The organism is Ornithinibacillus jepli (genome assembly GCF_047228935.1).
Lineage (GTDB): Bacteria > Bacillota > Bacilli > Bacillales > Amphibacillaceae > Ornithinibacillus.
On the sequence record NZ_JBFEGG010000003.1, the window covers coordinates 109490 to 121756 of the forward strand.

Genomic DNA, 12267 nt, shown 5'->3' on the forward strand with positions numbered 1-12267 from the left:
AGTTGAAGGCATATAAAAAGTTTTAAAGTGCCCAAAAAGTCATGGGGGGATAACAATGCTAGTAAAAAATGATTATGTTAACAAGAAAGATGTTGTGTTCGTAAAAGAAAATGATAGCCTAGAATCCGTTATGAAGGCATTAGATGATTCTGGATATCGCTGTATTCCAGTTCTAGATGAAACAGGAGAGAAGTATGTAGGGAATATTTATAAAGTTGATTTATTAGAGTATGAGCTTGATCATTCAATGGTCGGCACGTTATCAGAATTAGTATCTGATCGCGAGGGATATATTAAGGAAGATGCCCCATTCTTTAAAGTATTCTCATCAATTAAAAAGCTCCCTTATCTAGCAGTTGTCAATGAATCCATGGACTTTTTAGGGATTTTAACAAACGGTAATGTAATTCAAGTATTAGAAAATGCCTGGGGAGTACATAATGGTAGCTACTCCTTTACAATCGGTACAATCGAATATGCCGGTGCACTACAAAAAATGCTAAAAGTAGTAAACCGTCATTGCAATGTTCAAAGTGTTATTTCCTTAAATAATAATTCAAAATATGTAAGACGGGTTTGTATTGTATTACCAAAAGAAGTGGATGAAGTATTGGCGGAAAAAATTAGACTTGATTTAGATAAGAATAACTTTACGGTTACAGATATTGAAGAGTTAAATTAAGTAATAACATGTACCGCACCTAAGAGGTGAGTTTTTGCCTTCTATAGGTGCGGCGTTATTTTTTTACGGTACTTCATGTCCCATGGAAGCGTGTAGGATTTCAAACCATTGATCTAATGATAGTTCGATTTGAAGTGCAGTTACTGCTTTTTGAATTCTTTCTTTTTTACTCGACCCGACAATAGGCATGATGTTAGCAGGATGATTTAATAACCATGCATATAATATTTCATCTATACCATTTGCATTTATTTCACTTGCTACTTTCTCTAATACGTTTCTAAGTCGAACAGCCTTTTCATCTTCGCTTGTAAAGACTTTTCCCCTAGCTAATGGTGACCATGCCATTGGTGCTACCCGCTTTTCTAGACAAAGGTTTAATGTTCCATCTTCAATGTTTTCTAACTCATACGCTGAGATTTCTATTTGATTCGTCACTAGTTCAACATCTAGATAGGATTCTAGCATTGTTAGCTGATGACGTTTGAAATTGGATACGCCAAAGTGTCTTACTTTACCAGTGGCCTTTAATTCATGAAAAGCACTTGCTACCTGTTCCGGATCCATAAACGGATCTGGTCGATGGATTAATAACGTATCAATATAATCTGTCTGGAAATTTTTTAAGGAATTTTCTACAGATTGGATTATATGTTTTTTTGAAGTATTGTAATGGTGTGATTTACGTTCTGGTCGGTTAGGTGATGGAAATACAATTCCACATTTGGTTACAATCTCCATTTTTTCTCTAAGTTCTGGCTTCAGTGCTAGTGCCTTCCCAAATAGCTCCTCACATACAAATCCACCATAAATATCGGCATGATCAAACGTAGTGACCCCCTGCTCGATACAATATTCAATTAAATCTAGTACTTGGTCTGAGCTGTAATCCCAATCTGCTAGACGCCAAAATCCGTGAATGATTCTAGAAAAAGATAAATCTTCTGCTAGGCATACTCTTTCCATAGGTATTAACTCCTTAGATTATTTTTTTGTTCAATGTAAGTTTACTTTTATTAACCTTGTTCATGATTCCAAGTAAGCATTATGATGGAGTCATTATATCCTCTGATCTTGTATAGCTTTACGAGATAAGCGATCGGCGTGTGTATTTTCTTTTTCTGGTATCCATTTAATGAAGAAATAGGGAAACTTCGCTGTTTTCTCCCGAATCATTTCGAGTAGAGGGAGGAACGTTTTATTTTTAGTATAATCATTATCAACTACATGTACCACCGTTTGGGAATCAGATCGAAAGGACAAAATTTCATTTGGAAAATCTTTTTCACAAATCTCTAGTGCTTTTATTACAGCATGAAACTCTGCCTCATGATTTGTCATTTCACCAAGTGGAATACTGTATTGAAGATGTTTACCAGCTGCTTTTATGTAAATGCCTGCTCCACTTATACCAGGGTTTCCACTAGATGCCCCGTCCGTATATATTTCTATCAAGGATAAGCTCTCTCCCAACAACTTAAATTTCCATTACATCGTATCACATTTTATTAAAGTAAGAAACATACTGACATTGACTCTACTCCTTTTTTGTCCTAAGCTTGACAACAAGAGAAAAAGGATTCAACATGTGCAATTTAGGGAATAGAAAAAGATAAAATAATGCATAAGATGGAAGTAGAAAGGGGTATAGGGGACATCATGAGTATATCTAATGTTAATTTAGAACCAATATTAAAAGAAATCTTTGAATACTTACATGGTAATCCAGAGATTAGCTGGAAGGAATATCAAACAACAGAATATATTAAAGGATTGTTAGAAAATAAGGAAGTAAATATTCAAACATTCCAAGACATAACGGGTTTAGCCGTAGAAATTGGAAGTGGAAAGCCAGTTGTGGCAGTTAGGGCGGATATTGATGCGTTATGGCAAGAGGTAGACGGTGAATTTAGAGCAAATCATTCTTGTGGGCACGATGCTCATATGACGATTGTATTAGGTGTTTTATTTACCTTATTAGAAGAAGGGATTTCTGACCAAGGAACATTCCGATTTATTTTCCAGCCTGCTGAAGAAAAGGGAGAAGGGGCATTAACTCTAGTCGAACAAGGTGTTGTGGATGATGTTGATTACCTTTATGGCCTGCATTTGCGTCCGATACAAGAGCTAAAGCATGGTCAATTTTCGCCTGCAATTAGGCATGGTGCTTCGTGGTCACTTCAAGGGGTCATTACGGGAGAAGACGCCCATGGTGCAAGACCACATCTTAATGTCAATGCGATTCAAGTTGGTGCAGAGTTTTTTCAGCATTTAAATAATATTTATATTGATCCAATGATCCCTCACTCTGTAAAGATGACAAGCTTTCATGCTGGTGGTGAGAGTACCAATATCATTCCAGGTAATGCTACGTTTTCAGTTGATATGCGAGCACAAACAAATGAGGCGATGGAACAATTATTGGAAAAAGTAGAGCGAATCGCTATAATGCTTTCCGAGTACCATGAAGTTAACATAGATCTGACTATCACTTCTAGTGTGGCTGCAGCTGTTATCAATGAGGAAGCAAGTAAATTAATGGAGGAAGCGATCATAGATACGATTGGAAAAGAGCACATGATACCGATGATTACCACTACAGGTGGAGATGATTTTCACTTTTATACGATAAAAAGACCATCCCTAAAAGCTACAATGCTTGCGATAGGTTGTGATTTAGAGCCAGGACTTCATCATCCACAAATGACGTTTAATCATAAAGCCATTAAGCCTAGTGTTGAAATTTTAGTAAAGGCGTTAAAGAAGACGGTAAAAAAGTACCATGGTTTAGGGTGATCTGATGAAAATAGAAATTAAAGAAATTACAACGATAGAAGAATTGGAACAAATGCAGAGAATAGAAGAGGTAGTCTGGCAGGAAACCCCTATACCGTTACATCAAACATTAACGGCACTGCGTAATGGTGGTGTTATAATTGGTGCTTTCCTAAAAGGGGAAATGATTGGCTTTCAATATAGCTTTCCTGGCTTTGATGGCAATGAGATTTATCTAGTTTCACACTCATTAGCCATTCTTCCAGCATATCGTAAGTCAGGCATTGGGGAAAAAATAAAACGTAAGCAGCGAGATGTAGCAGCACACAAAGGATATGATAAAATGATTTGGACCTTTGATCCACTCCACAGCGTAAATGCTTTCTTGAATTTACATAAATTAGGAGCTATAGCTACTACCTATAAAGAAAATTATTATGGGATGATGGATGACGGGTTAAATAAAGGACTAGCTTCAGACCGTTTTGTTGTGGAGTGGAAATGTAAACAGGAACAGGAAGCATTGGCGGTATCGTTTGATCCATCCAAGGTACTAGTAGAAATGGATCAAAATAAGGAACCAATTAGAACGAATGTCATCTTTCAAAATGAGAGTGATAAATGGTTCATAGCTATTCCTAAAAACATTCAAGAAATAAAAGAGGAAAACTTGGAGTTAGCAATTAAATGGCGAACAATGACAAGAGAACTATTCCAATTATTATTTTCTAATGGGTATAAAGGTAGATATGTTATTCGTGATGAAAATGTAAGCTATTATTGTTTTGTAAAATAAAAAGGAAGAAGGGTGTAGGATGGTAATTCCATTTAAAAAATTTATCATACATCGATTAAATATGCGTATGGTTGATCCGTTCGCTACTAGCTTCGGTACGATGCAGGACAAGGAGTTCTTCCTTGTTGAAGCAGTCGACATTAATGGAAACCGCGGATTTGGTGAAGGTGTTGCATTTCCGATACCATGGTATACAGAAGAAACAGTAAAGTCTAATTTAAATATTATTGAAGATTTTTTGATTCCGATTTTAAGAGATAATGAGATACAACATCCGAATGAAGTGTTTCCTCTTTTTGGGAGATTACGTGGAAATAATATGGCAAAGGCTGCTATTGAAGGTGCAGTATGGGACCTTTTTGCTAAAAGGGAAGGTATATCGTTAGCACAGGCACTTGGTGGAGAGAAGACGGAAATAGATGTCGGAATTAGTATAGGAATCCAACCAACAATAGATGAGTTGCTGAAAAAAATTGCTGGATTTCTAGATCAAGGATATAAGCGTATTAAGTTAAAGATTAAGCCAGGTCATGATGTGGACATGCTAAGGGAAGTTCGTAAAGCTTTTCCGGATACTCCGATTATGGCAGATGCCAATTCGGCATATACATTAGATGATATTCATATGTTAAAACAACTGGATGATCTAAATTTATTAATGATTGAACAACCTCTACAACATTATGATATTATTGATCATGCAAAGCTACAAAAGGAACTCCATACACCAATTTGTTTAGATGAAAGTATTCACTCCTTGTATGATGCTGAGAAAGCAATTGAACTAGGAAGCTGTAAAATTATCAATATTAAAGTTGGGCGTGTAGGTGGATTATCTGAATCGATTAAAATTCATGATTATTGTAAAGTACACGGAATTCCGGTATGGTGTGGAGGCATGCTAGAAGCGGGAGTTGGAAGGGCTCATAATGTCGCTATTACGACGTTATCCAACTTTGTATTACCAGGTGACACTGCTGGTTCTTCTAGATATTGGGAAAAGGATATTATTAAACCTGAAGTTGTAGTAGAAAATGGTGTAATCAAAGTTCCGACGTCGCCAGGTATAGGGTATGAAATTGATGAAGCAGCATTAGAAGAATTTCGCTTTAAAAAGTTAGAATATGAGGTGTAGTTTGAGAGGAGCTTGTAATAATGTTTTACAGCTCCTAATCTTATTCTGCCACAAAAAAAGTGCACCAGAAATTAAACTGGTGCAACTATATAATAAGGGAGGGTTAACTATTCATCAGGTTCATCGTCGAAGTATTCCACTAGTCCATTCGTAATTGCTTCCGCAACTTCTCTTTGGTATTCTTCTGTTTGTATTTTTTCAAGGTCACTTGAATTAGACATAAAGCCTAATTCTAATAGTACAGCAGAATTTTGATTGTGTTTTAGAACATAATAAGCTTCATTTTTTATTCCTCGATCTGTCATATCAAGCTCATCAACCAATGCTGTATGGATATTCTCAGAAAGTTCTTTGCTTGTGTCTTCGTTATAGTAGTATGTGTTAATACCATTTACATTAGAATCACTAAAGTAATCATAATGAAGACTAATGAATACATCTGTTCCATGGGTGTTACTTTGATATACCCGATTTTCTAAAGAAATAAACGTATCATCTTCTCTTGTGAGTTGTACATTTGCTCCTTCATCCTCTAATCGTTTAGCTAACTTATTAGCAGTAGACATGGTAATATTTTTTTCCAAAGCGCCGTTTTTAATTGCACCAGAATCCTTCCCTCCATGTCCTGCATCAATCATGATGTTATATCCATTTAATTGATTTTTTCGTAAAGTTATGCTGTCTACAGAAATCTGTACTTCCTTAGGTTGAATATATCCCATCGGTAAATAGTCTTTCGTTTCAACAGCATGTTCTGGTTTATTATTTTTAAATTTATCATCTTCAAGTTTAACTTCTTCTAATTGTTTGTCTGCTTCCTCAACTTGATTTTCCTTTTTATGCTCAGATTCTTTATTATCTTGTTTTCTGGTTTCTTCTATTAATAGAAGCTCTTCTGAATAAACCCAAACCGGTAGTCCTTTATAGAAGGTCTTAACCCACCCGTCTTTTTCATCAAAGGTCCTCAGTCGATTCCCTTCTACTAATTCGCCGACGATTTCCGATTGTTCATCTGGTGCAACCCTCATGATAACGGAATCTGTTTGGACCTCAAATAATTTATCATGATTATTTTCAAGTACTTCTGCGTGCGTGCTAGAAGCAGAAACGAATGAAAATACTATTAGCAATAACCCGGTTATGCATAATATGTGTAACAACTTTCTCATATTTCATCAATTCCTTTCTCGTAGATTAGTAATCTAGTAGAAAGGATGGTCAGATAATAATAGATTTAAACATCAAATCTATCTATTTTATAAAAAATAGGTAAAACTAACCAGATGGAGATTCATGAATTGTGGGTTATAAGCACTAAATTATAAGAGAGGTCAATTACTAAAGTAGGTGATAAATGGAGTGGAATCTATGATTCTATTATTAGCCTCGGATTAAATTAGTTGAGTTTGATTGTATTTTTTGTCGGATAAGAAAAAGTGAGCTTAGGTTAATAAACATGAACTATCAAAAAAATACATTAAATGCTTCTATAAGAAATCAGTATGGGGTATGGAGATGTAGGATATGAGCCAAAGGAACCATTCTAATTCTAGTAGTATAAATAAATTATCTCCGTAATTTGTACCAGGAAATTCCATTTTAGAAGAAAAATTCGATTTACTTCCCTTATATAAAACAACTTCCTCAAAACGGCTGAAATTTTTCCACATTATTATTAGTAATTCTACATGTTGAGTGAATCTATCAACCTATGTTGTAAATAGTAGATTGTAACGATTCACTATTCAAATTTTTCTGTTAATATGAGTGCATTGAGTCATGCATTGTAAGAAAATAGTAATTTTTTAATAGAAAGGTCGGGTGATACATGAAAAAAATACTAGCTAGCTTCGTAGTAATTACATTCCTATTTTTGGGACTTCAAGTAATAACCGTTCACGCACAGTTTTTGTTTGGACAGGGGAAGTTAGATAGTATGATTCGGGACATGCAAAACATATTTGAAGAGCGTGAGGCAGTTATTACGGACATCTCTTGGGATCAACAAGAAGATAGACGCCTTACAATACAAGATTATTTAACAGAATTATTTAAAAAATCTTCGGTTGCAACTAGCAGTAATTTAAAACAATATAAAGAACTTTATTTAGTAGAGATGCAAGAATTACAAGAAAAGATTTCATTACATAAACCATTTGAGGACTTTTCTAGAGATAAGCGTAATGAATTAAAGTCAGAGATTGAAACAGATATAGTAGATTATTTAAGAGAATTATTAGGTGACGATGAAGAAAGCAACAATTTCAATATATATGAATAAGGGGAGAGTAAAATTGAAAAAGGTTACAGGTTTAAAGAAGAAAATAATAGTAGGGGCAGTAGCAGTTGGGATAATTTCTGGTTCTGGTGTTGCGTTAGCCAATACGGATGCTGGTCAGCAGCTAAGAGCTTGGTATGATGGGATGTTTGAACAATCTGTCGGAGAAATTGAAGAAGAGGTATCTGCATATACCAATAGTAAAATGCCTGAAATTCAAGCTGAATATGAACAATTAAAATCAGAGGCTCAGGTTGATATTGATTTAGCTAGAGAGTTGGAAACAGGAAATTCCTTAGAAGAAATTATTAATGCGAAACTAAGTCATTTAGAATCACTAAGTGCTGAAGAACAAGCTATTTTAGAGAATATTGGATTGGAGTTTTACAACGTATTTCTTAATGGTTATGGGGAAATTGAAAGACTTGAACAAGAAGGTTTGAACTATGCAACAAATGATTTAACTGCTTATACTGGTGAAATTGGGGAAGAAGCAATGGCAACAATGACCTCAGACATTAATACTGCTAGAGATGAAGCGGTACAAGAATTGGAAGAGGCTATTCGTCAAGCTCAAGAGGGACTTGCAGCTGAGTTGGATTCCCAAGAAGAAATTACAATTAGAAACTTGAAAAATCAAGTTGATTGGGCAATTGAAGATTTAAGAGAGGCAGTAACAACACTACTTGATGGTCTAGTGGAAGAGCAAGAACAAATTATTATTGCTCATGCTCAGGAATTAGAGGATCAAGCAAAAGCTGCTTTAGATGATGTAGTAAATAGTATTAATCAATAGTACTTAGTAGAAAAGGGTGTCTCAGGTCTTGAGTCTAACTCCAAGAGGGAGTCAGAACAAAATGGGGCATCCCTTTCTTTTACAGGGAGGTATTCGATTGAAAAAGGGTAATAATAGAACTTTACGTATACTAGGGATCTGTTTAATCCTGTTGATGATGGCGAGTAGTATAAAGGTAGTATTTGCTAATGGAGACATTGCATTCTTATTAGGAAAATGGTTCAATGACAAACAGTCTACCTCGCTTCAAGAAATAGAAACAGCTATTTCACTTGAACAAGCTAGACAGACTAGTCGTTTAAAAAATGAGATACATAATGCCATTCAAGCTGCTGAACAAGAGTACCAATTATTTTTGCGAAATGAGAAGGAGAATTTGGTACAAAGATTAGATGATTATGCTGAAAAACTCATTTCAAATTATGATGTTAACATAGAAACAAATGAAGCTGTCATTAGTAAATTAGAGTGTTTAGCTACGAAAGCACAGGTGGAAATGGATATTGTTTTAGGACTTAAGGATCCTAGTCAATTAATTAACTGTGGTGAGGTGACTACCGAAGTTAGGGATAGTATTGAAAAGCCTGATACGGGGGAAGAGACTAATGCTGAAGAAGAACATCCTGTAAAAAATGAAAGTAATACAGAAATGGAAGTAAAGTAAGACTGCTGCAAATAAGGATAACAATTGATAAAAGAACCTGTGGAAGAATGCTTAATTAGTGAAGGAATAGGAAAACAGGCACCCTTATTAGAATATATGTTCAAAATGGTAGGTGACTACAATGGTAACAAGTGTAACGATTGAAAATACGAATAAGGTAAGTGAAAAGAGCAAAACAAGTTGGTTAGGTGGAGTTGGATTTATCGTCATATTACTACTTGCCTTTTTTATATTTCGATTTGCAGTTGGTTTTATTGTTATTTCTGGAGATTCAATGAATCCGACTCTTGAGGATAGCAACGTTGTGTTTTCAAGTAATATTTTTTATTCAGTTGATCGTAATGACATTGTGGTATTTCGCGATGGACATGGATTTGATGTGATTAAAAGAGTAATTGGGTTACCAAATGATCGTGTTGCAATCCAGGATGGACATATTTTTGTCAATGGTGACATGATTAGTGAAGCTTATAGTTCTGGTATACCAAATGATATGGAAGAGATCATTGTTCCAGGTGATTCATATTTTGTAGTTGGGGATAACCGTACACCTGGGGAGAGCTTGGACAGTAGAAGCAGTGATGTAGGACCAATTCATAGTAGTAATATACATGGTGAAGTAATGTTTTCCTTGTTTCCCTTATCGTTTCAGTTAACTAAATAAAATCGCTGTGCAAGGACGTTATCTACGGTTAAAGTGGATAACTTTTCTTTGTTTAGGACAATGAGTTGATAATTGTTAAACTAAGTCTATTGAATGTGAAAGTTTGTTATATTATAATTATTACCAATCATCTAAATTATTTGATAAATAATAGATGGTATAAAAAGGGAAAGGGGATTTATTTTATGAAATATGTTAATAAGAAATGGTCAATTAGTATTTTAGTTATAGGGTTAACGGTATTGTTAGCTGCATGTGGAACATCAGGTTCTGGGGCGGCCGATGGAAAACTCGTTGTTGCGACAGATGCTACATATGCACCAATGGAATATATGGATGAAGATGGAAACATTGTAGGAATCGATATTGATATTGTCAATGCTATAGCGGAAGCTGCGGGATTTGAAGTAGAATACAAAAATTATGGATGGGAACCATTATTTTCAGCTGTTGACAGTGGTGAGGTAGACTTTGCGGTATCTTCTATTACAATAACAGAAGAAAGAAAAGAAACCTATGACTTCTCTGATCCATACTTTGTTGCGAACCAAGTAATTCTCGTACCGGGAGACGCTGACATTGAAAAATTTGAGGACTTAGTGGGTAAGAAGGTCTCTGTTCAAATTAATACAACAGGACACGAGGTAGTAAAAGGATTACTTGGTAATACAAATCCTGATATTCTCCCTTTGGAAACAATGCCTCTTGCAATTTCGGAACTAGTAAACGGAAATGCAGATGCAGCAGTTGGAGATAACTCTGTTGTATTAGAATATGTGAAAAATAATCCGGATGTAGATTTTAAAACGATTGACGATGATAGTTTTGAAAAAGAATATTATGGTTTAATGGTGAAAAAAGGAAATTCTGAAGTGTTAAAAAAACTAAATGAAGGTATTCAAAAAATTAAAGAAGATGGTACGCTAAAAGAAATCACTGGTATGGATATCGAATAAATGGCAAATTTTCACGATAACATACGGGGGTGGTTAAGATTGACTTTTTAGATGCTATTCGATTTGACATGATATGGAATTATAAAGAGCTATTTATCCGTGGCCTATGGACTACATTGGCCTTGACAGCTATTGGCTATATTGGTGGTATAATTCTCGGGCTTTTTCTAGGAATGGGGAAACTTTCCAAGATGAAGTGGATCTATTATCCATGTAAGTATTATGTAGACTTTTTCCGTGGTACACCACTCTTGGTCCAAATCCTACTAATCCATAACGCGGTCATCCCGTCGATATTTGGTCAGTCATTAGGCCCTTTTTTCTCTGGGGCGGTCGCTCTGATGTTAAATTGTGCCGCCTACAACGCTGAAATTATTAGAGCAGGTATCCAGTCGATAGAAAAAGGACAAATGGAAGCAGCCCGCTCACTTGGTATGCCAAAACGAGAAGCAATGAAACATATAATTTTACCACAGGCGCTCCGACGCATGGTTCCTCCACTTGGAAATGAGTTAATTGCCTTACTTAAGGATTCATCACTTGTTGCAATGATTGCTGTAAATGATTTATTACTGGCAGGTAAAATCGTTGCAGGTGCCTATGCACGTTACTGGGAACCATATATAACGGTTGCGATTCTATACTTATTATTAACTTGGATCTTTACTAAGGTTATTACTTTTATAGAAAAACGCTATAGTAATAGCTATATTCCTTCACAAAGGCGACGAATTTTTACATTCGGTCGGGCTTCATAGGAAGGTGATCATATGATAAAAATTAATGGATTGTATAAGTCATTTGGCAATTTAGAAGTACTGAAGGGAATTGATTGTGAAATTCAAGAAAAGGAAGTTGTATGTGTAATCGGGCCTAGTGGATCAGGTAAAAGTACATTTTTACGATGTATTAATTTACTTGAAGAAATATCGGATGGTGAAGTATATATTGATGGTGTAAAAGTAAACGATTCTAGAACAGATATAAATGAAATCCGTAAAGAAGTCGGTATGGTATTTCAACAATTTAATCTATTTCCTCATATGAATGTATTAGAAAATATTACGATTGCACCAAAAAAGATACGAAATATGAATCAGATTGAAGCAGAAAACTGGGCCTATGAGCTTTTAGAGAAGGTTGGTTTACGGGATAAAGCTCTAGCTTATCCAGAACAACTATCAGGTGGTCAAATGCAACGTGTAGCAATTGCTAGAGCGCTAGCAATGAGACCTAAGGTAATGTTATTTGATGAGCCTACGTCAGCGCTTGACCCGGAAATGGTAAAAGAGGTGCTAGATGTAATGAAACAGCTTGCACAGGAAGGGATGACGATGGTAGTTGTTACACATGAAATGGGATTTGCCAGAGAAATGGGGGACCGGGTACTATTCATGGATGGAGGAATTATAGTGGAGGAAGGAAGTCCATCTGAAGTGTTCGGTCAACCAAAAAGTCCTCGTACTCGAGATTTCTTGAGTAAGGTTTTATAATGTGATAGAAAAATCCTTTAGCCAATCG

Annotated in this window: 14 protein-coding genes; 11 read left to right on the plus strand and 3 right to left on the minus strand. The window is 35.5% G+C overall.

Going from position 1 to position 12267, the window contains the following annotated elements; translation table 11 throughout:
* The first annotated feature begins 55 nt into the window (after positions 1-55).
* Positions 56-682, plus strand: coding sequence for a cyclic di-AMP binding protein CbpA (gene cbpA / locus AB1K81_RS12360; RefSeq protein ID WP_412976958.1), 627 nt, complete (start codon positions 56-58; stop codon positions 680-682).
* A gap of 63 nt (positions 683-745) precedes the next feature.
* Here the strand turns inward: cbpA and AB1K81_RS12365 are convergent, their stop codons facing one another.
* Together AB1K81_RS12365 and AB1K81_RS12370 are read right to left on the minus strand one after the other, a co-directional pair.
* A complete protein-coding gene (locus tag AB1K81_RS12365; protein ID WP_412976959.1) occupies positions 746-1648 on the minus strand; it encodes an aldo/keto reductase in 903 nt (300 codons plus the stop codon).
* Positions 1649-1741: 93 nt separating this feature from the next.
* A complete protein-coding gene (locus AB1K81_RS12370; RefSeq protein ID WP_412976960.1) occupies positions 1742-2137 on the minus strand; it encodes a ribonuclease HI family protein in 396 nt (131 codons plus the stop codon).
* A gap of 204 nt (positions 2138-2341) precedes the next feature.
* On the opposite strand from AB1K81_RS12370, the gene AB1K81_RS12375 reads away from it, so the two are divergent.
* Genes AB1K81_RS12375 through menC form a run of 3 tightly spaced genes read left to right on the plus strand, consistent with a single transcriptional unit; the run spans position 2342 to position 5388 of the window.
* A complete protein-coding gene (locus AB1K81_RS12375; protein ID WP_412976961.1) occupies positions 2342-3478 on the plus strand; it encodes a M20 peptidase aminoacylase family protein in 1137 nt (378 codons plus the stop codon).
* A gap of 4 nt (positions 3479-3482) precedes the next feature.
* Positions 3483-4253, plus strand: a complete 771-nt coding sequence (locus AB1K81_RS12380) for a GNAT family N-acetyltransferase (RefSeq protein WP_412976962.1) — start codon at positions 3483-3485, stop codon at positions 4251-4253.
* A 19-nt stretch (positions 4254-4272) separates the two neighbouring features.
* Positions 4273-5388: an o-succinylbenzoate synthase gene (gene menC, locus AB1K81_RS12385; RefSeq protein ID WP_412976963.1), complete on the plus strand. Its 1116-nt coding sequence runs from the start codon at positions 4273-4275 to the stop codon at positions 5386-5388.
* Between the two features lie 107 nt (positions 5389-5495).
* Here the strand turns inward: menC and AB1K81_RS12390 are convergent, their stop codons facing one another.
* On the minus strand, positions 5496-6557 hold the full coding sequence (locus AB1K81_RS12390) for an N-acetylmuramoyl-L-alanine amidase (RefSeq protein WP_412976964.1): 1062 nt from the start codon (positions 6555-6557) through the stop codon (positions 5496-5498).
* A 659-nt stretch (positions 6558-7216) separates the two neighbouring features.
* Between AB1K81_RS12390 and AB1K81_RS12395 the strand changes: the two genes are divergently transcribed.
* The 7 genes from AB1K81_RS12395 (at position 7217) to AB1K81_RS12425 (ending at position 12239) form a co-directional block, all read left to right on the plus strand.
* Complete coding sequence (locus AB1K81_RS12395) at positions 7217-7669, plus strand: hypothetical protein (RefSeq protein WP_412976965.1); 453 nt, start codon at positions 7217-7219, stop codon at positions 7667-7669.
* 13 nt (positions 7670-7682) lie between these two features.
* A complete protein-coding gene (locus tag AB1K81_RS12400; protein WP_412976966.1) occupies positions 7683-8462 on the plus strand; it encodes a hypothetical protein in 780 nt (259 codons plus the stop codon).
* Positions 8463-8559: 97 nt separating this feature from the next.
* Positions 8560-9126: a hypothetical protein gene (locus AB1K81_RS12405; RefSeq protein ID WP_412976967.1), complete on the plus strand. Its 567-nt coding sequence runs from the start codon at positions 8560-8562 to the stop codon at positions 9124-9126.
* A gap of 121 nt (positions 9127-9247) precedes the next feature.
* Positions 9248-9790 carry a signal peptidase I gene (gene lepB, locus AB1K81_RS12410; protein ID WP_412976968.1) on the plus strand — a complete coding sequence of 181 codons (543 nt, stop codon included), beginning with the start codon at positions 9248-9250 and terminating at the stop codon, positions 9788-9790.
* A gap of 185 nt (positions 9791-9975) precedes the next feature.
* A complete protein-coding gene (locus AB1K81_RS12415) occupies positions 9976-10746 on the plus strand; it encodes a basic amino acid ABC transporter substrate-binding protein (RefSeq protein ID WP_412976969.1) in 771 nt (256 codons plus the stop codon).
* Positions 10747-10784: 38 nt separating this feature from the next.
* Positions 10785-11504 carry an amino acid ABC transporter permease gene (locus AB1K81_RS12420; RefSeq protein ID WP_412977372.1) on the plus strand — a complete coding sequence of 240 codons (720 nt, stop codon included), beginning with the start codon at positions 10785-10787 and terminating at the stop codon, positions 11502-11504.
* 12 nt (positions 11505-11516) lie between these two features.
* Entirely contained in the window at positions 11517-12239 is a 723-nt protein-coding gene (locus tag AB1K81_RS12425; protein ID WP_412976970.1) for an amino acid ABC transporter ATP-binding protein, read from the plus strand.
* The last annotated feature ends 28 nt before the right edge of the window (positions 12240-12267 follow it).